The 24,605-nt window shown below is 40.4% G+C and carries 20 protein-coding genes; 8 read left to right on the top strand and 12 right to left on the bottom strand.

Going from position 1 to position 24,605, the window contains the following annotated elements:
* Positions 1–3: 3 nt before the first annotated feature.
* The 3 genes from V6260_RS13280 (at position 4) to V6260_RS13270 (ending at position 4,857) form a co-directional block, all read left to right on the top strand.
* Positions 4–1,794, top strand: a complete 1,791-nt coding sequence (locus tag V6260_RS13280; protein WP_341594635.1) for an alkaline phosphatase — start codon at positions 4–6, stop codon at positions 1,792–1,794.
* Positions 1,795–1,919: 125 nt separating this feature from the next.
* Positions 1,920–2,633 carry a hypothetical protein gene (locus tag V6260_RS13275; protein ID WP_341594634.1) on the top strand — a complete coding sequence of 238 codons (714 nt, stop codon included), beginning with the start codon at positions 1,920–1,922 and terminating at the stop codon, positions 2,631–2,633.
* Positions 2,634–2,919: 286 nt separating this feature from the next.
* On the top strand, positions 2,920–4,857 hold the full coding sequence (locus V6260_RS13270; RefSeq protein WP_149605341.1) for an AAA family ATPase: 1,938 nt from the start codon (positions 2,920–2,922) through the stop codon (positions 4,855–4,857).
* Between the two features lie 131 nt (positions 4,858–4,988).
* Here the strand turns inward: V6260_RS13270 and V6260_RS13265 are convergent, their stop codons facing one another.
* From V6260_RS13265 to V6260_RS13225, 9 genes are all read right to left on the bottom strand, one after another.
* On the bottom strand, positions 4,989–6,878 hold the full coding sequence (locus tag V6260_RS13265; RefSeq protein ID WP_341594633.1) for a monovalent cation:proton antiporter-2 (CPA2) family protein: 1,890 nt from the start codon (positions 6,876–6,878) through the stop codon (positions 4,989–4,991).
* A 92-nt stretch (positions 6,879–6,970) separates the two neighbouring features.
* A complete protein-coding gene (locus V6260_RS13260) occupies positions 6,971–7,864 on the bottom strand; it encodes a hypothetical protein (protein ID WP_341594632.1) in 894 nt (297 codons plus the stop codon).
* 204 nt (positions 7,865–8,068) lie between these two features.
* Entirely contained in the window at positions 8,069–10,600 is a 2,532-nt protein-coding gene (locus tag V6260_RS13255) for a TonB-dependent receptor (protein WP_341594631.1), read from the bottom strand.
* A gap of 272 nt (positions 10,601–10,872) precedes the next feature.
* Positions 10,873–11,718: a DUF4198 domain-containing protein gene (locus V6260_RS13250; protein WP_341594630.1), complete on the bottom strand. Its 846-nt coding sequence runs from the start codon at positions 11,716–11,718 to the stop codon at positions 10,873–10,875.
* Between the two features lie 34 nt (positions 11,719–11,752).
* Positions 11,753–12,262: a DUF2271 domain-containing protein gene (locus V6260_RS13245; RefSeq protein ID WP_341594629.1), complete on the bottom strand. Its 510-nt coding sequence runs from the start codon at positions 12,260–12,262 to the stop codon at positions 11,753–11,755.
* Positions 12,262–12,894 carry a PepSY-associated TM helix domain-containing protein gene (locus V6260_RS13240; protein ID WP_341594628.1) on the bottom strand — a complete coding sequence of 211 codons (633 nt, stop codon included), beginning with the start codon at positions 12,892–12,894 and terminating at the stop codon, positions 12,262–12,264. The genes V6260_RS13245 and V6260_RS13240 overlap by 1 nt, the downstream gene beginning before the upstream one ends.
* A gap of 124 nt (positions 12,895–13,018) precedes the next feature.
* Positions 13,019–13,417, bottom strand: a complete 399-nt coding sequence (locus tag V6260_RS13235; RefSeq protein WP_341594627.1) for a YbaN family protein — start codon at positions 13,415–13,417, stop codon at positions 13,019–13,021.
* Positions 13,418–13,545: 128 nt separating this feature from the next.
* Positions 13,546–14,862: a porin gene (locus tag V6260_RS13230; RefSeq protein WP_341594626.1), complete on the bottom strand. Its 1,317-nt coding sequence runs from the start codon at positions 14,860–14,862 to the stop codon at positions 13,546–13,548.
* 99 nt (positions 14,863–14,961) lie between these two features.
* Positions 14,962–15,444 (bottom strand): MarR family winged helix-turn-helix transcriptional regulator, encoded by a 483-nt coding sequence (locus tag V6260_RS13225; RefSeq protein ID WP_341594625.1) that lies wholly within the window; start codon positions 15,442–15,444, stop codon positions 14,962–14,964.
* A 427-nt stretch (positions 15,445–15,871) separates the two neighbouring features.
* Between V6260_RS13225 and V6260_RS13220 the strand changes: the two genes are divergently transcribed.
* Genes V6260_RS13220 through V6260_RS13210 form a run of 3 tightly spaced genes read left to right on the top strand, consistent with a single transcriptional unit; the run spans position 15,872 to position 18,822 of the window.
* Complete coding sequence (locus tag V6260_RS13220) at positions 15,872–16,720, top strand: D-hexose-6-phosphate mutarotase (RefSeq protein WP_341594624.1); 849 nt, start codon at positions 15,872–15,874, stop codon at positions 16,718–16,720.
* A gap of 28 nt (positions 16,721–16,748) precedes the next feature.
* Positions 16,749–17,282 carry a PH domain-containing protein gene (locus tag V6260_RS13215; RefSeq protein ID WP_341594623.1) on the top strand — a complete coding sequence of 178 codons (534 nt, stop codon included), beginning with the start codon at positions 16,749–16,751 and terminating at the stop codon, positions 17,280–17,282.
* Positions 17,275–18,822, top strand: coding sequence for a PH domain-containing protein (locus V6260_RS13210; protein WP_341594622.1), 1,548 nt, complete (start codon positions 17,275–17,277; stop codon positions 18,820–18,822). The genes V6260_RS13215 and V6260_RS13210 overlap by 8 nt, the downstream gene beginning before the upstream one ends.
* Positions 18,823–19,104: 282 nt before the next feature.
* Here V6260_RS13210 and V6260_RS13205 read toward each other — a convergent pair whose 3' ends face one another.
* Complete coding sequence (locus V6260_RS13205; protein WP_341594621.1) at positions 19,105–20,238, bottom strand: PepSY-associated TM helix domain-containing protein; 1,134 nt, start codon at positions 20,236–20,238, stop codon at positions 19,105–19,107.
* 289 nt (positions 20,239–20,527) lie between these two features.
* On the opposite strand from V6260_RS13205, the gene V6260_RS13200 reads away from it, so the two are divergent.
* Entirely contained in the window at positions 20,528–21,142 is a 615-nt protein-coding gene (locus V6260_RS13200; RefSeq protein WP_341594653.1) for a SemiSWEET family transporter, read from the top strand.
* 72 nt (positions 21,143–21,214) lie between these two features.
* On the top strand, positions 21,215–22,003 hold the full coding sequence (locus V6260_RS13195; RefSeq protein WP_341594620.1) for a PhzF family phenazine biosynthesis protein: 789 nt from the start codon (positions 21,215–21,217) through the stop codon (positions 22,001–22,003).
* Between the two features lie 7 nt (positions 22,004–22,010).
* On the opposite strand, the gene V6260_RS13190 is transcribed toward V6260_RS13195, so the two are convergent.
* Complete coding sequence (locus V6260_RS13190) at positions 22,011–23,258, bottom strand: HAMP domain-containing sensor histidine kinase (protein ID WP_341594619.1); 1,248 nt, start codon at positions 23,256–23,258, stop codon at positions 22,011–22,013.
* Positions 23,251–24,600, bottom strand: a complete 1,350-nt coding sequence (locus V6260_RS13185; RefSeq protein ID WP_341594618.1) for a sigma-54 dependent transcriptional regulator — start codon at positions 24,598–24,600, stop codon at positions 23,251–23,253. Before V6260_RS13185 ends, V6260_RS13190 begins: the two co-directional genes overlap by 8 nt.
* Positions 24,601–24,605 lie beyond the last annotated feature (5 nt).

The following is a 24,605-nucleotide window of genomic DNA, read 5'->3' as shown; positions in this document are numbered from 1 at the left end:
AACATGAAAAAATTAACAGTACTTTCTTTGGCAGTAATGGTCGCGCTAGCAGGTTGCTCAAGTGATGACGATAGAAATGAGAACAATATTCTTGCGATAGATAATGCTATTGCGGTGGGCTCTGAGCAATGTATTAATGGCGGTGTAGAGACTCAAGTAGGCGCAGATACCAATAATAACGACGTGCTAGACAGCGACGAAGTTAACTCAACTAATTTAGTGTGTAATGCACCCGCAACGTCGCTAACAAGCGAGCAGTTAGCCTCGCTCACTAGCAATACGTGGTTTAGTGAAGCACAAACAAAATTAGGTGCTGCACAAACAGCTAGTAGCAACATTGTTACTGAATCAGGCAAAGCTAAAAACGTAATTTTATTTGTTGGCGATGGTATGGGTATTTCTACCATAACCGCAGCACGTATTTTAGCGGGTCAGTTAGAGGGCGAAATGGGTGAAGATCACCAGTTAAGCTTTGAAACTATGCCTTTTTCGGGCTTTGTAAAAACATACAACGTAGATGCGCAAACGCCAGATTCTGCAGGCACTATGACTGCAATGGCATCGGGCGTTAAAACCGACGCAGGCGTTATTGGTATTGATGAAGCGGCTGAACGTGGTAATTGTGCATCAGGCAAAGGGCACGAACTTGTTACCTCGTTAGAGCTTGCTGAAATTGCAGGCAAAGCAACAGGTATTATTTCTACAGCACGTATTACTCACGCAACACCCGCTGCAACGTATGCTAAATCGGCAGAGCGTAACTGGGAAGATATCTCCGATATGCCAGAAAGTGCCGCAACGTGTGAAGACATAGCATCGCAACTGGTTAACTTTGAAGCCAACCTAGAAGCACGCTTTAGTGGTGTTGATGTAGACGGTATTGACGTAGTAATGGGCGGCGGTCGTCGTCACTTTTTACCAAAAGATGCCGCGTTTAATTCAGCCGATGCAGTAAGTGCTGTTGAAGGGGATCGAACAGATAACCGCGACTTAACCGCAGAGTGGAAAACGCAATATCCAAATGGCACGTACATAATGGATCAAACCGGTTTTGATGCAATAAGTGACGACGCCACTAAAGTGTTTGGCTTATTTAACGAATCTCACATGCAGTACGAAGCTGACCGCGCAAACGATGTTGCAGGTGAGCCTTCGCTTTCGCAAATGACCGAAAAAGCAATAAACGTACTTGATAACAACGAGCAAGGTTTTTTCTTAACGGTTGAGTCGGGTCGAATTGACCACGCGCATCATGCGGGTAACGCTTATAACGCGTTAAACGACACCATTGAGCTTGCCAAAGCCGTTAAAGTGGCGATGGAAAACACCAACCCAGAAGAAACATTAATAGTTGTAACCGCCGATCACAGCCATGTATTTACCATTGCCGGTTACCCTAAACGCGGTAACCCAATTTTAGGTAAAGTGGTTGCAGTAGGCGCTACTGAGCCAAGCTTAGCTGCCGACGATATGCCATACACAACGGTTGGTTATACCAATGGTTTAGGCTACAGAGATTTAGGCGATGAAACCAATGCCGATGTCTCTTACTTAGCCGCACCGGTTACAGGGCGTGTAGATTTATCAGACGTTGATACAACTACACCGGGCTTTCACCAAGAGGCACTTGTTCCCCTTGGTTCAGAAACTCACGCAGGTGAAGATGTGGGCGTATACGCAATGGGTCCAGGCGCTCATTTAGTAGCAGGCACAAACGAGCAAAGCTTTTTATTCCATGTAATGGACTTTGCCGCTGATTTAGTTAAAACAGCCGACGAAAAAGTAACGCAATAAGCCGCTAATTTGTATGTTTAAAAACAACTCGTACCCTGTGCGAGTTGTTTTTTTATGTCATAAAAATGCCATTGTAAGTCGTTATTGTATGGCTATTACAGTGACGTTTAAAAAGAGATAATTTAATGAAACTCGCATTATTTTTAATGGCAACGCTTGCCAGTACCAGCACGTTAGCGCAGCAATGTAATATTGATAGCGCACATTTAAAAGCCGACTATAAAATTACTAATACTCATAACCATGAGCAAAGCACACAGTCGCTAACGCTTTGGCGCAATAGCTCGCAAGTAGCGCACCAACGTGAGGTTATTACCGAGCTTTGGCAGCATTTAGCTAACAAACAAATTCGCCCAATTCGTTATTTTAATGCTGAGCAACGCGGTATTGAGTATCAGCCATCTGAGGTGCGTGGCATACAAAATTGGAGTGCTAAAAGTCAGCTGGTGGATAACCACCTAATCGAAAAAATGACGCTTTTAAACACCCAAGGCACAGGCTGCGATGAAGTAAAAAACTATACACTGAGCGAAAATGGCAACGACTTTAACCTCGCCTTTTTTACGCATTCAAAATTAGTTAAAACATTTAGTGTTAGTAATAAAAAAAGCCAAACAACTACATTGCTAAGCCTTAACAATGTAAACACTGATGAGCCATTAATTAGTGCTCAATTTGCCAAGTGGGATCGCTTTCAAACCACAGATTACGCCGACATTGGCGATAACGAAGGCGACCCATTTTTAGCTAAAATGATAAACCTTGGTTTTATTGAGCACGGCGCAACTGGCTTTTATAACCAGCAGGGCGACGCTATTCAAGGCGGGCACCACCATTAGGTTTTTTAGTCGTGTAGCTCATAGTTTGTTTGCTTTTTTGAGGTTGAGTTTACACTTCAGCAGATAGACTACTATGGGCTACAAGCAAACATTCAAAAAATGAATTAATTTAAATCACAGTCATTAAAATAACCCGCCCTATTTATAGTTGGTAATAATTTACACTATTTGATATGAATAGAAGTTCACACTATAGGGACATTTTGTGTAAAGAAGGAAGTGTCCTCTGATAGAGCTGTTATGTAATCTACTGAATTTAACTTCAGTGGCCTAGAGGCAAAATCAAATGTTACTCAAAGAAGTCATTACTATTAATTACAAAAGCGCCCAAAAAACGGCTCTTAAAGTTAAGTCTAATTCTCCAACCATGCTAATTGGAGAGAATGATTGCGGTAAAACCACATCACTGAATTCGATAAGGTTGTTACTAGAGCAGTCTTTTTCTGCATGTATTCCAAACGATAAAACTGAGAAAAACGATCTATCTCATACAGCCTTAACTAAAGACGAAATTAATGCCCACTTTCGCGAACTAGGTCTGCCGGAGCTATTTACACAAGGCGAAAACGCCCAACAACAGTTCATCGTATGTCTTGGTAAGTTTCAAGTTGAAGATTTTGACAAGGATTCTGACGATATATCTAATCACCTAAGATGGATACTCGAATCAGCTAAGCTTAATGATGACCAGTGTAGATACTTTTATAAAGCAAGGGTGATAAACACCACAACAGGCACCTCTGATATATATTATTCTCATGAACACCCTACTCAGGAGAGCTTAGCTAGTATTTACAGCTCCACCCAAGCTCAAATTAATTCAGCGATGACAACTAATAACCCTGAGAGTGAGAACCTTATTAATGATAACGGTGAAGGGCGCCACACAATTTATGAGAAAATGCGCTCAATACTAAATACAGTTCCTAGTACGTATAAGTTTGTTAAGTTTAGCGATGACGCTAAGCAAAAAAAATGGAAGCAAGACTTACAGTCTGCTTTCCCTGAGTATGCTTATTTAAGTTGGGACGAATCACTTGAAGGGATAACTAAGGCTGCAAATGCCATTTTATCTGACTCTATCGAAGTTGAAGTTACGCGAGCCAAGAAGATTTCAGGCATGCTCCGAACTCGAGCGCAAACAAAGATTAATCAAAAGCTTGAAGAATTAGGTATTCATAATGAAGTCCCAAGCATTGAGAGTGTCAGCGCCAGTGTAAACTTCGAGTTAAAGAATCAGCTTACAGATCTGTTTGTAGGTAAAGATAGTTCAGAAGAAAGTGTTCATATTGACAATCAAGGTGAAGGTATAAAGCGACAAATTTGGTTCGCATTGCTTAGATTACAAGCTGTACAAGAAACCGCAACCAATAAAAGGTATGTTTGGTGTTTTGATGAACCTGAAACGCATTTACACCCAAGAGCTCAAAGAGAGTTTATCGACACTCTTCGTTCGTTAACTGAACAGCATTTTCAAATATTAGTCAGTACCCACAGTACGATTTTTGTTAATGCCTCAAAACTAGGGGACATAAATACTTTCAAAATTGAGAATAATTATACCCAAATAGGAGCAATATCAGAGATAAGAGACATCTTTGATATATTAGGTGTAATGAATAGTGATTTTCTATTCTTCAATAAGTTCCTTATTGTGGAGGGCAATACTGAACAAGCCTTAATTCCGTTGCTTTATCATAAATATACAGGTTGTACACTCCGCGAAAACAATATTCAGTTGATAAACTTAAAAGGGTGTACAAACGAAGTTATAGCCAATGAATTGTTAGATAGCTTAATTGATGGTTTTGCTAAACGAGATGACCTCTCGGTATATATCTTTGATGCTGATACAAACAAGCAGCAAGATACACAAACATTTGTAGTAGGTAAGCAAGATCTAGAAGACTCTCTTCCCAGTAGCCTATGGCCACTAATTGTGCGAGAGGTTTATGGTGAAGATATTGAAGTAACAGAGCAAGATATTACAAGCATCATTGATGCTATACCTATGGCACAACAAGGGCAAATCTTACAAGCCAATCAAAAATTCGCACCTAAATTGCGGGATCTTATTCGTCAAAGGCTAAATGCAATAGGCTGTGCAGATAGAATTGACGAGTGGCCAAACAAAAGTTTTGATTGGGGTAGAATCATTGGTAATCATCTTGATGTACCTGAAATTCCAGAGCCAATTAAAAGCGCATTTGATGCTCTTGGTTAGATTGTTCATAAAAGTATTTATGGATGACTCTCAATTCATCGTATTTATTTAATATGAAGCTGATGAAAGATAACTAATAAGCCCACTAAGCTACTGGAAAAAAGTCTATTAGGTTTGGTAACTACCTTATTTTACTCCAAATGAGCATCATCAGGCTTTTTAGGCTTACTCGCTACTTCTGTTAAGCCGTCTTCGCAGTCGCCGCTGTCGCAGGTATTTAAATCACTTTGTGCCTGCTTATCTTGTTGCAGAACTTGTTTTAAATCTTCCATACGTTGGCGCACGGCTACGCCATAGCTGGCGTCGTCGCCCCACAGCTCGGCAAGTTGCACAACGGCAGCGCGGTCGTGGTCTCTAAATAGTTTTCCGGCGCGCTCGGCATCTTGTTTATTGTTACCTAATAGCTCAAGTGCCTCTACTGCAAGGTTAATGGCTGAGTCGACAGTTTCGCGGTTAAAGGCATCAACTTTTAAATTGAGCATTTGATACGCATGACGACGGTCAATTGCGCGAGCAACAATTTTTAACTGCGGGTAGTTTTTATGGGCGAGCTTAATTATTTGTATGGTTTTATCTGGGTCGTCTATTGCTACTATCAGCATTTGTGCGGTGTGCGCGCCTGCGGCTTCAAGGAGTTCTTGGCGTGCGGCATCACCATAAAATACGGTGTTACCAAAGCGCCGTAGTAATTCTATTTGGCTTGGGCTGTGATCAAGTACGGTAATGTCGTAGCCTTGTGCGTGCAGTAAACGCCCCATAATTTGCCCAAAACGACCGTAGCCCGCAATAATTACGTGTTTTGCTGTGCTAATTTGCTCAGGCTTATCAAACTCAGGCAGAGCACTGCTGCTGCGTTTTTGTATTTGCTCGTACACCATTAATAGCAGCGGGGCAATGAGCATTGAAACAGCTACCACCAAGGTCACTAACCCTGTTTGCTCTGGCGTTAAAATGCTTAATGTGGTGGTTACGCTTAGCAGTACAAAGGCAAATTCGCCGCCTTGCGCCAGCGCTAAGGCAAACAGTAAACGCTGCTTTTTACTAATATTAAAGGTAATGGCAAGGGCAAATAAAATACAGGCTTTTATAACAATTAGTAGGGCAACGAGCGCGATCACAGTAGTAAATTCATCAGCTAATAACTCAAAGTTTATTGATGCGCCCACAGTGATAAAAAACAATCCTAATAATAGGCCTTTAAAGGGCTCTATATCGGCTTCTAATTCGTGTTTAAATTCACTCTCGGCAAGTACAACGCCTGCTAAAAAAGTACCTAATGCTGGTGATAAGCCAATACTTTGCATAACGAGGGCAATGGCAATAACTAAAAATAGTGCAAAAATAGTAAATATTTCACGCATGTGCGTTTGGGCAATGTATCTAAATAACGGTGCCGATATATATTTACCGCCGGCAATAATAGCGGCAATAACCGCAACCGATACACATACTTGTTGCCATACCGGCCAGCTTGCAATAATGGAGTCGCTAATCTCTTTTGAGCTACTTTGCGGTGTAAAAGCCAGTAGTGGTAGTAGCGCTAAAATAGGAATAATGGCGATGTCTTGAAACAGCAATACAGAAAACGCATTTTGCCCAGCTTCTTGCTTTAGCCAGCCTTTTTCTTCAAGGCTTTGCAGCACAATAGCGGTAGAGGAGAGCGCCAGCATTAAACCAATGGCGAGTGCGGTTTGCCAATGCATGGCAAAAGACCAATAACAAAATGCAAAAATAGCTGCGGCGGTTAGTACCACTTGTAAGCCGCCAAGCCCTAATATTGAATGGCGAAGCTTCCATAAGCGCGAGGGTTGCAGCTCTAGGCCAACCAAAAACAGCATCATTACTACGCCAAACTCAGCGAAGTGCATTACATCAGTTTGATCGCCCACAATGCCTAAGGCATAAGGGCCAATTAATATGCCCGCAATTAAATAACCAAGTACCGAGCCAAGCCCAACACGCTTGGCAATAGGTACAGCCACTATGGCCGCCGCTAAGTAAATTAAAGCTATTTCTAACACGCGTATGTCCTAAGACCCTAATAACATCAAGGCTTTTAGCATGGCTTAGTCGCTTTTAAAATACAATGGGTCATGTGGCTGAAAATGCTAAATTAATCAGCTACTTTTACGGGGCCGTTAATGTTATCAATGCTTACGTCGCCTGAGCCAGATTCGGTAATGGTAAGCCCTTTAGCGTGGTTAACACGAATATTGCCCGAGCCATCTTCAATGGTGACGCTTGATTGCACGTGCTCGATAACTAAATCGCCAGAGTTGTCGTCTACATCAACTGCACCATTAATATTATTAATAGCAACGCTGCCTGAGCCGTCTTCAACATTTAACGTGCCGCGCACATTGCTCACGTGCATATCACCCGAACCATCATCAACAATCGCATTACCGTTTACGTTATTAATATTTACGCTGCCAGAGCCGTCGGTAAGTTCTAAGTTGCCCGTGATGTTTTCAAGGGTTATATCGCCTGAGCCATCTTCAATTGTAAGGTTTTTAGCACTATTGATAGATAAGCTGCCAGAGCCATCTTCTATATCTATATTATTTTGCATGGCGCTTATAATAATGTCGCCAGAGCCATCATCAATATCTAGGTTTAAGTTGCTTGGCACGGTTACGACTACATCTATATGTGGAGATTGGCCGCTGTAAAAGCTAAGACCAATGCGGCTTTTATTTTGGGCAACAAGCTTTGCCTGTTTACCGTCTTGCTCGAGCGTTAGCTCGTATTCGTCGTCAATATCGGCGGTAAAAATTGTGGCATCTACACTTATGCTGGTGGCATTGGGCGAGCCTTTTATTTCAAGAGAGCCTGCACCGCTTAATACATTTAAGTATTCTAGATTACTGCTTGGCAATGATAACTGCTGAGTTTGTTTTACTGAGGCAACACTTGGCGATATATGAAATACACAGCCGCTTAATAATAAAATGCCGCCAATAAGTGACAGTGGTTTTGTAATGTTAGATACAGTTGATGAGCTCATGTTTAGTCCTTTGGTATTTATTATTTATATTTGTATAACCAATGTAGAGCAAAAACGAGACCAACTATAAGTTGTTGTTTTTATTAAAGTGATGGGTGTGTTTAAAAGGTAGGTTTACTAATAAGTGGTTAAAAACACTAAAAGTTAATTAAAAAGGATGCGCATGGCATCCTTTTTAAGTATTCGCTTTAATTAATAAGCTAATTAAAAGCTGTAAGTAATGTTACCGTATAAGAAACGCCCGTCTAATCCATAAGGCGCATACGGTGTGTACGGGAATATTTGGCCAAAGTCAGAGTAACCAATGTTATCCACGGTTGCTTGTGGGTACTGATCGAATAAGTTGTTTGCACCAACGGCGAATTTCCAATATTCGTCTGGACGGTATGCCACTTCTAGGTCGGTGATCCACTTAGGGTCTAGGTATTCATCGCGGTCGGCTGTGGTAGAAATATCTGCTACTTCACCGTAGCGCGTTGCACGAAGGGTTGTTTGCCATTCGTTAAAGTTCCACACTGCTGATAGATTCCATTTACTATCTGGCGTGCCTTCTTCAAAGCGGCCTACTTCACGGCGTGCAAATACAACGTAGTCGTCACCTAGTGAGTTTAGCTCGCTTGGGTTGTCGTTTACGTGCGTTACTTCGGTATCGTTAAAGTTTGCCGCTACGTTTAGGCGTAAATCACCTAAGTTGTCTAAATCTAAGTTATAAGTGGCAACTATATCGACTCCTTGCGTGCGTGAGTCGATTGCGTTAGTAAAGTAACGTACGCTTTCTGTATTTAGCTCACCAGCGTTTTGCAGTATTTCTACTACGGCATCGCCTTCTAGATTTTCAGACAAAACAATACGGTCATCAATATCAATGCGGTACGCATCTACTGTTAAGCTAAAGCTGCCTTGGGTGTAAATAAAGCCCGCAGTAACGTTTACTGACTCTTCTGCATCTAACGGCTGAGCACCGAGTGCTTGCGCTGCTGCTGAATCGGTTGGGAATAAACCAACTTCAAATGGTTGGTTGTTTTCAAGTACAGTTGATATTTGGCGGTAAGAGCTTTGCGCAAGTGATGGCGCACGGAAACCTGTGCTAATTGCACCGCGCAGCGATAGGTTTTCAGTAATGCTGTAACGCGAGGCAAGTTTAGAGGTAAACGTGTCACCAAAGTCGCTGTAATCTTCGTAGCGACCTGCTAAAACAAGGTTCCAGTTTTCTGTTAAGTAAGTATCAAACTCTACAAATAAAGCTACATTATGACGGCTTTCGTCAGTGGCACTTTCTGGTCCAAAACCAGCAAGTACTTGCGCACCACCGGCTGCAATTGGGTTACCGTCGCTATCAAGTGCAGTAATATAAGACGCTTCTTCGCCTTGCTCTATTTTGTAGCTTTCATGGCGGTACTCTGTACCTACAGTGAAAAATACGTCGTCAGGTAAACCTAAATCGAGTGTGGTATTGGCTGTTGCGTTTACTAAAAACTGATCGTAAACCAATGCACCGTTGTCAAATTCAGTTGGGCTGTCGGCACCTAGTGATGTATTTATACTATTTACAACGCCGAGACCAAAGTCGTTACGGCCGTAGTTGGTACTTACATCCCATGTCCACTCGCCGGTTTCGCCTTTTAAACCCAGTGCAAGTGAGTAGTCTTGTACGTCTGTTTCAATTTGAGGTAAAAAGCCATCTGGATATACTTCTAAAACATTACGCTCGTCTGTTGCGCGGCGGTAAAAACCACCTGAATTACCTTCGCGTTTTGAGTAACTACCAAATGAATAAAGGTTATAACCGTTATCAAAGTCGTAGCCCATGTTATAAAACAGTGCGTAGTCTTCAAGGTCGGCTTTACCGAAGCGGTGGTTGTAACGATCGATAGTAAATTCACGTGGGTCTAGGCTGCCGTCATCAAGTTTGGCGTATTGTGGGCGCGGGTCAAAGCCTGAGCGTTGAGTTGAGTCGTTGTCACGGTATTCAATTGATACGTTTACAAAGCCGTTATCAGATAACGCAAAACCAGAGTTAGCACTAACAGTGCGTGTCGCACCGTCGTTTACTTCACGGTCTGCTCCGGTATTAAAGGCTAAATCGCCGTTTGCATCTGCGTAAGTGCTTTCTAAGTTAGGTACACCAGCCATTTGCGTGTCGTACTCGCCGTAAGTTACGCTTACGCTGCCGCCTTCTGAGGCATCTTTAAGGACAATGTTAATTACGCCTGCTATGGCGTCTGAGCCGTACTGCGCTGCAGCACCGTCACGTAATACTTCTACACGTTTAATGGCTGAGGTTGGGATCATATTTAAATCAACAGCTGTGGAGCCTCGGCCAACAACACCTGCTAAGTTTAATAGCGCACCGGCATGGCGGCGCTTACCGTTTATAAGTACTAATGTGTGATCGGGTGCTAATCCACGTAAAACAGCTGGTTTTGCATGGTCAGTACCATCACCCATAGTGGCACTTGGGTAGTTAAAGCTAGGTACCTGGTTTGCTAGTATTTGGCTTATTTCTAACTGACCCGTACTTTGCATATCACCACTGGTAATAATATCTACGGGTACTGAGCTTTCGGCAATACTGCGTAAGCTACGGCGAGTACCGGTAACCGAAATTACTTCGATATTCTTTTCTGCTTGATTATCTTGCTCTGCGGCAATTGCCATAGAGTAAGGTGTGCTAAGTGCAGTGGTAACGGCCAAGCTAAGTGCTAGTTTATTTGCAGATAAACGCTTAAAAGTCATTAATTGTTCCCCAAGAACGGCTAGTAATTCGAAAAGGAGCGCATCATATAGAAGCGACTACCCTAGTGCAAAGATAAAAACTATCTAAGATATTCTAAGTTGTTAACACATAAGGTCACTGTTTACGCGCGATATAGGTGTTTGGATCGTTGTAATTGCAATCTTGTGTCGAATGGTTGCGAATTCAAGGGAATTGTGATGAAAAGTTAGGGATAAGTAAAAAGGCCAAGCAAAAGCTTGGCCTTTCAATTTTTTAAATTTAGTAATTTAAATTATTCAGGGGCAACTTCAAGCGTTGTAAATAATGCATAACGTCCTGCATCTACGCCTTCTTCATTAACATCAACATCTGATGATGTTTCAATTAAGTATAAGCCAGGCTCTTGCCATGTTGTTGTGAAAAAGCCGTCTTTGTCGGTGGTTACTTTTACTTCGCCACGCTCATTACGGTAGCGTGTGTCGCCTTTTAAAATACTGACTTCAATACCAGAGCCCGCAGGTTTACCGTCTTGTAAAAGCTGAAATTTAGCGCTCTCACCTACAAATAAGTCATTTGGATGCGTAGGGCCGCTTAACTCTAGCCCTTTACCAAGTAGTGCTGGTTTTGATGTGCCGTTACGACTAACAAAGGTATCGACAGTTGAAATCATCTTGGTTGTTTTAATCTGAGTTGCATCGCTTGGTAGTTTTGCTTCTGACTTTTTACCAAATACACGTTTGCGTTTGCCTTGTGCATCTTTATAAAAGGTCATGTAGCGAGGCGTTTGTGTCATTGCAATATGGTAAGTGCCTTCTTCACTAAGGCTGATTGCTGCTGAGCTTTTACGCTTTAGGTAATAAGCACGAATGGTGTCGCTTACTGGTTCGCCATTTGGTGCAAGCGCCATTAATAAATTGTCGTCGTATTCAGCGCCTTTTTCTTTTGGTTTAAAGGCTTTATCGGGTGCAAATGTTTCGTTAGAAATACTTGCGTCAATCATTACGTAATGTGCTTTTTCGCCTGACAGTGATGTATGCGAAGGTAATAACCAGCGACCATGTGCACTTGCTGAAGTTGACACTAAAGCAGATAAGCTCAATGCGCCGATTAATGCAGTTTTTAATAAATTAATTTTCATTGTATTTCCTTAAATTCAAATAATTAAGTAGCAGCTACTTAGTGCTTACAGTGACGAAGCTTTGTGAAAACTCTTTTTTACCATCAATTGTTAGTTTGCCCGATTTAGTTAAATCAAGCTCAACACGGGTGTAATCCCTGCCACCTTCTTCGCGTACAACTTCAATATTTAGTAAGTATTTGCCTGGTTTTACTGGGTTACCGTCTAAATCATTACCTTGCCAATTAATGGTATAAGTACCAGCACGCTTAGTGGCGCCACTTATGCCGTCAAAGTTAATGTCGGTTTTACCTGCTTTACGCCACCATTGGCGTAAGTCTTTAAACCATTCTGCTTTTTGCACCCATAGCGCAAGCGTTGTTACGTGTTTACGCTCTGGGGTTTCTAGCCATATTGCTACGTACGGACGATGATACGGTTGTACGTCAAGGTCGGCTTGGGTAAATTCAATCTCTAGCTGAGGCGTTTGTGCCTGAGCCGTTGTTTGAAATAAAGCGGTAACTATTAATAACGCTGCGCTTATTACAGTACTTACTTTTAACATTAAGACACTCCTTTAATTTGTGGCACCCAACATAAATAAATAACCAACGGCGTTGCAATGCCGAGAACTGTTATCCATACGCCGAGAAGTCGTTTTTTTCTATTTTGAAATAAAATAATCATGCCAGTGATGGCAAAAATAATCATTAATACTGCTGATATATCAATAACCCAGCTCCACACAGTGCCAGTATGGCGGCCTTTATGTAGGTCGCCCATTACACTTAAAACGCCACCGGTTTGGTAATCTAGGTTTAGCTCGCCAGTTGTAAAATCAAGCTCTACATAAGCAAAACCAGCTGGAAGCGGGTAGTCGAGCATGACAAGAGCATCGTCTTTTTCCCACTCAATACTTTTTACTTTGATGAGTGAGTACTGTTTGGCCAAAAAAGCTTCTATTTCGGGATAAAGCGTTGGCAATGTATCTAATTGGGTGCTTGCTTTAGTCACGAGTGGCGCAGGAATAGAGGCAGTCACTTGGCCATTATTTTTATCGTTTTTAAGCCAGTCGACATGGTTAAGCACAATGCCACTTACGCAAAACAAAATGAGTAAAAAGAACAAAGCTGTAGAGATGTAAATGTGTAGTGTGCGACTAGTGCTATACAAAGTACGCTTGTTTATAAACGCCATAAAAACAGTAATTAAGTTAATTTAACAATATGATAATGATTTGCATTAACTATTACAAACTTACTTACTTAACTTTACGTTAAAAATTTATAAACACAGCTTATACGGCAAATTTAAACGGTAATTAATGAGCTTTAGGCGGGTGAGAGGGTCTTAAAATTAGATAGATCATGACTGATACTTCTATTGCGGCGACTAAATACACAACCCAAATAGGGGCGGCTGAGTAGAGTAAAAATATAAATCCAATTAACATGCCAATGGCGGCGTAGCATTTGGCTTTAACAGGCACGACTTTATACGCTTGCCATTGCTTGAGAGTTACACCGTAACGAGGGTGGTTTAACAGCCATTGTTCAAGCGCGGGTGATGAGCGCGTAAAACACGTAAGGGCTAAAATAAAAAAAATGGTGGTAGGCATAACCGGTAACACAATGCCAATAATACCCAATGCTACAAGTATTAAGCCAAGTGCTTTAAACCATAAGTTTTTATAACAAATAAACACTGCTTTTATATTCACTTAGGCTCTTTTTAGTAATGGCTGATACTTTGGATTGTAGGCCAAATAGCTATTAATTCGAAGCTTAAAATTAATAAAAAAGGGCAAACTAAGTTTGCCCTTTTTAAAAGATAAATGCGGTTAACAGTTTAGAAGTAATAACCTAAGTTAATATTAAAGCGACGCTCAGTATCGCCATCACCTATCATTGTTCCGCCAATAAATGGCTGATTACGTGCTTGAACATAATCAAAGTAGGTGAAAAAGGCACCAGCCGATACACTCACACCTGTTATATTCATCCAGGTATTGGCACTGTTGTCTGATTTGTCGTATATGGTACTGTAGTCGTTATAAAATTGCAGCGCATTTACAGGCCCCCATTCTACAGAGTAGTTATAGGCAACGTTAAGGCTAGACATAGTTGCCTCGCTTGAAATCGTATCGTAATAGGCATAGGCCGCAACCGAAATGCGATCACTTTGATCGTCTAAGTCGTAGTTGTACTCGCCGTGTTGAAATTGAATATTCCAGTTATTAATTTGACTATCAAGGTGTACAGCCCATGCACTATAGCTGCCTGCTCGGTCTACACCGTCGTGTAAGCCACCGCTGAGTAGTGAAATACCTAAATCTGTTGTTATGTTTTTACTATGCTCAATTTGATATGTTGCACGCCCAGCAAAGGTATTGTACTCACCAAGTTCATTAGCAGGTTCTGCATATGTTCCTTCGTTTACGCTGCGACTACCTACAATATCATAAGAATAACGATGGCTTTTATCTGATGCCGATCCGTCAACACCACCTAGCTCGTCATTTTTAAAGAAACCTAAGTCTAACTTCCAGTTGTCTTTAAGCTTACGTTTAACGACAACACCTAAATCAAAATCATCTTCAAGGCCAATATAGTAATTGCTGCTAAAAAAGTAGTTGTGAGAATTATAAGGACCGTTGCCAAATGGCACTTGTGTAATGCCTGCTTGTGCTTCCCAGTCATTTGTAAACTCATAACCTAAATAGGCATATTTAATGACGGTCATATAATCAAAAAATCGAATTTCACCATTTAGCGAAATATCATTAATTTTTCCAGATACATTTAAACGAAAAATATCGAAATCAAAATCACCATCACGGTCTTTATTGTCTTCATCGTACGAGGCTACGCTGTAGTTAGCGCGAATAGCACCACCGAATTTAATGCCATCGTCTTCTTTTTCAGGCTCAACTGCTGCCACAACGCGTGTGTCGGCTTTTTTACTTATTTCAGCGACTTGTTGCTCGTGTTGTTTATTGATTTTCTGTTGTTTTGACTTTTCTTCAGCTAACTGATTTTCAAGCAACTGCATTTGCTGCTTTAGTTGCTTTAGTTGGTTTTGAAGCGTGTCGAGATCTGCTGCATAAGAGGTGCTTGTAACACCACTTAGAGCTAGTGCTAGTGTTAATTTTGAGAGTTTAGTCATAATAGCCGCTCTGATTGTGATTAAAAAATAAAAAATTCAAGGCGTCAGAAAACGCCTTACGTTTAGAGTAAGAACTAAATTATTGTCGTTTTTTATTATTTATTCTTTAGGAGCTTGAGTAAGCGCACCAACTTCTAAAAGGGGCGATGCATCTAATTTATCTGCATCCATCATTGCGGCTACACGCTGCATTGATGAGAGTAAAAGGCTCTGTTCCCATTCAGCAAGTGCAGAAAACTTTTCAATAAAGTGCTCTTGTAATGGCTGAGGTGCTTTATCAAGTAACTCTTTTCCTTTATCGGTGAGGTATAAGCTCACTCGGCGTTTATCCATTTGACTGCGTACGCGTGTTACTAAGTTTCTGCTTTCTATTCTGTCGAGAATATTGGTGACCGTTGCAGGGCTTAAATTTACGTTTTGAGCAATACGGCTCGCCGTAATACCATCGGTTTGGGAGACTTCTTGCATTATAAGCAATTGCGGCCCAGTTAAACCTGAAGTTTTATTTAGCTGCTTAGAATGTAAGTCAATCGCGCGGATCACTTTACGTAAAGAAACCAATAACTCGTCATATTTTTGCATTTGCTTATCTCGTCGATGGGGCGGTAGTTTGCCGTAATCGCGAAATGTTACACATCAAATAAATTGAATTCAAATAATATATTTTACTTTAGCCCGCTTTTATTGGTTTTTAATAGTTAGAGCAGTAACTAATGTAAAATTATATTGTTTAAATACTGGTAAATTTTCTTAGCATCTTGTGTGCATTAAGTTGCGCACAGTACGTATGTTGTGAATAATTGGCAAGTCTTATTGTATAGACTTTAGTATTATTCATTTACAGCTGTTAGTACAAAGTAATTGTTTGTGAGTTTACTGTATGAATATTAATCGGCAATGAACAAATTCAGCAATCAATATTTAATATCAATAGCGTATACTTTAAGCATGCATTATTGTTTAGGTGTAAACATTAAAAATCTTTAGTATCAGTATTATAGGGGAAGGTATGAAATTATCGCCATCAGTTAGCATTGAGCAAAGCGAATCCGGACTTGAGTTTATTAAAATAGCTAGTGCAAAGTGCGATGCAAAAATATTTTTGCGAGGTGGGCAAATTACCGAGTTTATCCCTAAAAATAGCAAGCCACTTATTTGGGTTTCACGAGACGAAACCTATCAAGAAGAGGTGAGTATTCGAGGTGGTATTCCTATTTGTTGGCCGTGGTTTGGTACACACGCTAATGATGGGTGGCCTGCCCACGGTTTTGCCCGCACAAGCGTATGGCAAGCCGATGAAGTACACGAATCTGATGAGCAAATTACAGTTAGTCTAAAGCTACCCATGAAACTTGTTAATACAACGTATTGGCCGCATCAGTCAGCATTAAAAGTTGAGTTTGTGTTAAGCGATAAATTACAGGTTCGCTTAACGACCACTAACTTAGGTAGTGTGCCATTTAGCTTTACTCAAGCACTACATAGTTATTTTCCTACGTCAGATATTACAAATACTCATGTTGATGGTTTGCAAGGCGCGCAATATGTTGAGTTTAGTGAGGGGCCATTTGTACAAAATGACACTATAAGCTTTGAGCGCGAAACCGACATGGTTTATACACAAGCAAATACAGTGCAAGCCATTAATACACCAGAGGGTGTTATTAATGTGAGCCGCGAAAATTCAAGTTCATGTGTACTTTGGAATCCATGGATAGAAAAATCAAAACGCTTATCTAACTTTGCTGACGATGAGTATAAAACAATGGTGTGTTTAGAGGCCGCGAATGTACTGACAGATAAAGTAACGCTTGAGCCAAAACAAAGCCACACCTTAATAACCACAATTAGTTGGTAAGTAATTAAAGCAGTAATAAGGATAAATAGTGTTTAACAATCAACAAATAATGGATTTACCAAAGCATAGTGATATTAGCTTTAAGCCATTGGCAGATAAGGCATTATTGCATACACAGTTTAGCTCGCTTCTGTTTTATATACCGCTAATTGGAGCGCTTATTGCTGTTTGTTATTTTAATGAAGCCTTTGCTAATAATGCACAAACGTATTTGCTAATTGGTATGCCTATTTTGGTAGCCGTATCTATATTTTACAACATGATAAGTGTGAGGTTGCGAGGTTTTGCTGTGCGAGATCATGACATTGCTTTTAAAAAAGGCGTTATTTGGCAACAAGTGACGGTATTACCTTTAGCACGTGTACAGCATATGGAAATACACCAAGGGCCAATAGAGCGAAAACTTAGTCTTGCGAGCATTAAGTTATTTAGCGCTGGCGGTGTAAGTGCCGATTTACAAATTAGTGGGCTAACCCATGATGACTGTAAAAATATGCGCCAATTTGTACAAAACTACCGTCAAGACGACGCAACAACTCAGGCAACTCTAGTCGATGAGTAATACAACTATCGAAGATAAAGCCAGTCCTGTTTACTGGCAAAAAGTATCGCCCTGGGCACTTTTATATTTTGTTGTGCACTTTAGTGTGCGCTTTGTAAAAGATGGCCTTTTAAACTTACTGCCCATGCTTGTCGTATTTGTTACTCAAGTAGAAAATAAGTTGTTTTGGGCGCAGGTTGCAGGCGGTATTGCACTAACTTTGCTACTTGTTTACTCATTTTTATATTATTTAAATTTTAAGTTTAGTATTAGTAGCGACAACGAAATATTGCTTAACAAGGGTGTATTTAAAAAAGAGCGACTTACGCTTAAATTTGGCCGTGTGCAAAACGTTAATATTGCCGAGCCGTTTTATTTTACCCCTGTAAACTTAGTTAATTGTATTTTTGATGCAGCTGGCAGTGTGTCACAAGAAGTTGTTTTACCTGGCGTCACTAAAGATTACGCACAGCAAATGCGTAAACAAATATTTGATTTTAAAGCGCAGCAACAGCAAGAAATACAAAATACTGAACAAAGCGAAACAGACACTCTCGAAAACAGCCTAAGCATTAGCAATAAAGAAATAGCCAAATTTGGTTTGATGTCGAATATGGCCATTTTTGCAATTGCTGCTTTGGCCCCTTTTATAAACCTAATTGTTAATTTTTTAGAGAAGCAAATTATTGCGAAAGTAGAAGGCTTTTACCAACAGGAGCTTGGTATGCTGTCCAGCGCTGCTGCTTTTGCGATGATCACCTTAATTGTTTTGCTAGTTTTGGTAGCTGTGATGCTATCGGTGACTATGTCGCTTATTCGTTTTTATAACTTTGAGCTTTATTTTAAAGGTCAAAAGTTTAAACGTATTGCTGGCTTGTTAGAGCGCCATCAGCTTTCAATGAGCATGGATAAAGTGCAATCTATTGTTATAAAGCAAAACTTAATGGGACGATTACTAAAGCGATTTACCGTTGAGTGCTTGCAAGCAAGTAGCGGCGGAATAGCAGCCGGTGTTGCAGCTAAAAAAAATAAACAAACCTTGGTATTACCTGTATTAAATAGCGAACAAGTTGATAGTGTATGCCAATGGATTTACCCGTGGTTTAATAGTAAAAAACTCGCTTTTAAGTGCGCAGAGCGAGCGCTTTTGTATAAAAATTTAGGCTTTTATTCGCTGCTACCGAGTGTATTAGTGTTTGGCTTTTGTTTTATTGCTGATATTAATACTTTAATAAGCCTTGGTGTTTTGGTGGTGTTTTCTGGCTTGGTAACTTTATCGTATCAGCGTTATGGTTATTACATGCATGAGGATAATGGCCGATTTTACATGGTTGTACGCAAAGGTATGATTGGCGTTCATTACCGTGTTTTTGAGCTTTATAAAGCGCAAAGTGCGCGCAGTATTAGTACGTATTTAATGCGCCGTACGGGGCTAAAGAGCGTATATATACAACTGGCATCAGGCTTTGCATTTATGCCTTATATAAAGCAGCAAGACGCTGACTTTATTATTGATTTTACAATTAAGCAGATTGAGTCAGATGCTCGCAGCTGGATGTAATAACTCCTCATTAAAAATAACGCTACCAGAAGTTGAAGATGCCATAGTAAAGAAAAATAGTAGACTGAGTAAACTTTACAAAATAAAACATCAGCAAAATCAAATGGCTTAGTATATGCAAACTGGTTTACGTTAGGCGGATTAAGCTCCAAAGAAAATATGTGAGCTTGGTAAGTTTTTATTGTTTACTTCAAAAGTATTAAATTAATGATGATTTAAGCTAAGTTATTTCTCCATTTGTAAGGATGGTAACTTAGCCTAAAACCCTGAGCTACTATATAATCAATTGCTTACTGTGTGGCGTTTACTTGAGCGATTTTTTTGTGACTGTTTTTTACGTTTACGACGGGTAAACCATAAATAAAAACCAGTGCCACCAAGCCACACAGGGCTTAGACCTATAACACACCATAGAATTTTACTAATTAAACCTGCAAAGTAACCAAAGTGGAGCTTTCTAAAGCTATCAATAGCTTGCCAACCAACACTCGCTCCACGTATATCCCAGTTAGCTATATGCTCACCAGTAACCTTGTTGTAAGTTACTGTATTAGCGTATTCACTTGCAAGCGGGTTACTGGTATTGACCTCACCAAACACGGTGATATTTTGCTCTGGTTCAAGCGGCATAAGTAAATACGTACCATTAAATGTAGGTATTTGTTTTTTACTGTCATCGAGTACATGCTGAAAAGAAACCTCTTCGCTGTACAAGTTTTTGGTTAGCGTAAAATGTTCTTCTTCAGCGTGCTCTATTACTTCGTGGTACCACACCGCACCATTAAAGTAGCCACCTGTTATGGCTAAAACAATAATAATGGGTGAGCCGATCACGCCTGTCATTTTATGAATGTCGCTAAGTACTATTTGCAGTGTTGCACGCCAGCGTACGCTAAATAAACGCTGCCAAAATTTACGATAAATAATTAGGCCAGTAATACCTAATACCAAAAAAAATACGGCAAAAAAGAAACCTAAAACGGTACCCGTTTGCCCCGGTAGGCTTTTTAAATCGTTAAGTAAAAATGTGTAATGTAAGTCTAAAAACCAATCTGTAAAATAGTGGCTAGTACCTACCGGCTCTGAAAGAATATTTCCGGTGTATTGATCTAAATGAAATTTATACCAATCTTCTGTACCGCGCTTTATTAAATAAACCCGATCAGCGGTATCATCGTTAAATATTTCCCAACTACCTACTACATACTCAGGGTAAGCATGCTCTGTTTTAGCAATTAATTTGTCTATAGGCATGCGCTCTGGTTGTGCTTTTACAACAAAATGGCTGTTTGGCATAAGTAAGCCATCTATTTCACTTTTAAAAACTAATACGCTCCCTGTAATACTAATAACAATCAACGGAATGATGGCTATAAGAGCGATCCAACTGTGAATTTTAAAAAGAGTTTTTCTCATAGATAGTTTTATATATAGCAGCTAATGACTTGCGCATGATAACAACTATCATTTCTGTTTAATAGTTTGCGGCGAGGTTTTCTATTTAAGAGGTAAACCGTGAACTTAATTCTACGGTTTTTGTATACCTAGCTTTCCAGTACCTAAAATAAAAATTTCTTATTTAGTTGAGTTAAATTTATACGGCTCTACAATGCCGCGATCAGAGTAAAAGCCTTTTAAAACAGATGTTTATTAAATGTTTTTATTTCTATTTTTAATTAACATTTATGTAACGAGTGAGGTTGCTTTGGCGCATTATTTGCCTATATTGTCTTCTTTTATTTTGGTTTTTAGTTTTTTACCATTACTAAACAAAATTCGCAAAAACCGTAGTGTCTCAGGTTTGTCACTATTAATGATGACATTTGGATTAGCACAAAGCCTTTATTTTATAACTTACAATATGTACTTTGAGCGCTATTATATTGCGTTACCATTTATCGTAACTGGTGCGTTAAGCGGGCTTATTTTGTATTTTTTTTCACGTTACAACGCAGCTAAACGAGAACGCGTACAGCTGATTACTATGCTAGGTTTTTCGTTACTACCTTTTTCACTGCTTTTAAATTCAAGCCTCGATACTGCAACAGTATTAAGCGCTTTAACGTATGTTGGTCTTGTGATGAGTTCGGTACGTGTTATGCCGCAAACTTATAAAACATTGCGTACAGGCAATGTGAGTAATTTAAGCGCGCGCTACTTTAGCTTGCAGTTTATTGCTGGTATTTGCGGCTTAGTTGTTGAGCTTACAACCGCGGCTCCAAGCACCGCGCACTTACTTATGTTTATTATGTTATTGCTTACCAATGCTGTGCAATTTGGTTGTATGCAATATTATAGAATGCGACCTGCAATGGCTTAAAGCTAAAATAAAAGTGCTAATTGAGTTTAGGTGTGGCAGTTTTAAGCTATTAATCATTACAAAGTTTAAACAATGCAATTAACTATTCATCAAATTGATGCGTTTTCGAATGAGTTATTTAAAGGTAACTATGCGGCAGTGATCCCATTGAAATCGTGGCTAAGTGACGATTTAATGCTAAAAATTGGTGCTGAGAATAACGTATCTGAAACTGCTTTTACCTGCCTGCAAGACGATGGGAGTTTTGTTATTCGTTGGTTTTCGCCGTTAATGGAAATCGACTTTTGTGGTCACGCCACGCTTGCTGCTGCCTATGTTTTATGTGAAGAGCATAACATATCGCAAATTCGCTTTATTGCTGATGCGGTGGGCGAGCTAATCGTTAATAAAAACGCTGATGGCAGCTTTGCAATGACCTTTCCAAAACAAGCACCGGTTGGAGTGCAAAATGTGCCGCAGCAATTGCTTGATGGCCTATCTATACAACCGAGTAAAGTGCTTAAAAATCGCCAAGCTTACTTTGCTATTTATGAAAATGCCGATCAAATACTTCAATTAAAAACTAACTCAGAGCTTTTAAAAACGCTTTACCCACTTGATTTAGTGGCCACGGCCCCAAGTGCGGAATATGATTTTATATCTCGTTATTTTTGGCCTGCAAGTGGTGGCGACGAAGATTATGTAACGGGTTCTATTCATACCGGTCTTGCACCTTACTGGGCGCAGCAATTAGGTAAAAAGTCACTCAGTGCGTATCAAGCTTCAAGCCGCGGCGGAAATATACACTGTGATGTAGGCGAACATACAGTCACCTTAACAGGGCGAGCTGTACGCTATATGCAAGGCACGATTTATTTGTAGCAAAGCGCTATTTTAAAGTGCTGCCTTGCGGAAGCTTAATGGTGATTTGTGCGCCATGTTCGGTATTCGCTAACTGTAGCTGGCCGTTGTGTTTTTGCACAATATCATTACATAGCGCTAGGCCAAGTCCATGACCGGTTTTTTTAGTGGTGTATAAAGGCTGGATTGCGTGCTCTAGATTAGCAAAGCCTGGGCCGTTGTCGGTTAGTTGCAGTATTTGTATATCGGCTTGATGAAAACAACGCAAGGTAATACATGCAGGACTGTGAGTGGCCTCAAATGTATTTTTAAATACATTAATCAACAGTTGCTCAAAGAGTAGTTGGTCAGCAAAGCATTGTGACTCGCCAGCAAAGTTAAGTTGAATGTTTTGCTCGGTTGCATTGAGAGTCGCTAAGGTTTTTAAGTCAAAGTATTGTGGTTTTGCTACGGGCAAGCGGCTTAATTCTGAGTAAGCTTTTATAAACTGCAGGAGTGACTCACTGCGTGATTTTACTCGCGTTAATACTTGCCTTGTTTGTTTTTCATTTAGTGTTTCTGCACTTAGTAGTGTATCTGTCATAGATGCCATGGGGGTGAGTGAGTTATTTAACTCATGCGATAAAATACGAATTAAATCAGCTTGAGATTGACGTTTTGCATCTTGTAGTTGGTGGCCAATATAACTGGCGGTAATAAGTGTTTGTTTTGCATCACTGAGCGCAATGCGTTGTACTTGCCAATCTTGATTTAATTTAGCATGACTGCATTGCTTATTTTTAACTGTAAAACCGCATTCAGCCATAGTCATACCGCGTAGTAGCGGTATTTTAAGTTGCTGGTACATAGGGTGATTGAAGAAAATGAGCTGCTCTTGCTCGTTAAATAAGGCTATTGGGTGGGGCCAATGTTGAAAGAGCCCGTCGATCAAATGCGTTGATTGTGGCGCTGGCTTATTAAATAGCATTTCAATTTGTGCGCCGAGAGTCGTCCATGGCGAACTTGGATCCTTGTAACCTAAACTAAGGTTACTTTGCCCTTGCTGTTTTGCATCAATGTAGGCTTGCAACTGGGCAACAGGTGAAAAATAAGCGTTGAATAGCCTATAAATACACATAATAAGCAGGTAACTAAGACAAATAGCCAGTGTGGTAGTTAGCAGTACGTCTTGACTTAATTGGTAAATCCAGCCTGTACTTGGTACGATAATAGCGCAAAAAAGAGCAGTGAACGTGCTAATTACCTTGGCTTTATGGCTCACGTTAAAGTTACTCATCAAACCCCTCTAATTGGTATTTTTCCATCCGTCGGTACAGTGCATTGCGTGAAATACCTAAGCTTTTTGCCGCCGCAGTTATCTGTTGATTATGTTGTCGCAAGACTTCAGTGATTCTTTGTTTTTCAAGCTCTTCTAGTGTGAGTTGTGGGATGGATTGACTTGGGCTTGTTTGGTTATCCAGCATTATATGGGCTAGCTCGATGGCGTTCCCCGTGCAAATTAACATTGCGCGTTCTATGACGTGGCTTAGCTCACGAATATTACCTGGCCAGCTATGGTTGCATAACAGCTCTTGTACGCTTTGGGATAATGTGCAAGCTGACTTGTTATATTTATCAGCAAACTGATTAATAAAATGTGTGGCGAGTGGCAATATATCGTCTTTTCGTTCACGCAGAGCTGGGAGCCTGATCACAAAGGTGTTTAAGCGATAATATAAATCTTGGCGAAACTGCCCGTTAGTGATTGCGCTGGCTAAGTCTTGATTGGTTGCTGCAATTAAGCGTACATTAGCGAGTTCACTTGCATTTGCACCAAGCGGTGTAAACTCACCCGTTTCGAGTACTTGTAATAATTTAGGCTGTAAATGAAAGGGTAATGTGCCTATTTCATCCATAAATAAAGTGCCATTTTTGGCACGGCTGAACGCGCCTGTTCGGTCTTGCTTAGCGTCGGTAAACGCGCCTTTATGATGACCGAATAGCTCGCTTTCAAATAAAGATTCTGCAATAGCCCCCATATTTAGGCTCACAAGCGGTGCTTCATTATGCGCACTTAATTGGTGGATACGTTTCGCTAGTTGTGATTTACCGGTGCCGTTTTCACCTAAAATTAATAAATTTGCATCGGTTGGTGCAAGCTGCTTTATCAGGGTGTCGAGCGATTGCATCGCATTGGAGCATGCTATCCAATCATTTTGCGTAGGCTGCGTTGCAATAGGCTTAATGTGATTAGCTATTTGACTCAGTAATTTTTCTTTTCGCCATGGTTTTTCAATAAAGTTTTTAGCACCACGTTGTAACCCAGTAACTGCCAGTTCAATGTTTGCCCATGCAGTCATTAACATGACAGGAATACCCAATGGGGTGATTTGCTCTAATAGTGCAAGTCCTTCCTTACCAGAGGTGGTATCGCGGGTGAAGTTCATGTCCAGTAACACCAACGCAGGCGTTAACCGACAGAGCAATTGCATGCATTGCGTTGGTCCATCAGCTTCAACCACACGATAACCTGCTTGTTCTAAAAGTAGTGATAGGGCAAAGCGAATGTCATCGTCGTCATCAACAACTAAAATAGTAGGTTGGCTCATACTGGTTGTAATGGCAGCATTAACTGCCATCTCCT

The sequence above is a fragment of the Pseudoalteromonas aliena genome, assembly GCF_038155085.1.
In the GTDB taxonomy this organism is placed as follows: domain Bacteria; phylum Pseudomonadota; class Gammaproteobacteria; order Enterobacterales; family Alteromonadaceae; genus Pseudoalteromonas; species Pseudoalteromonas aliena_A.
This window is presented reverse-complemented; position numbering and strand designations above follow the sequence as displayed.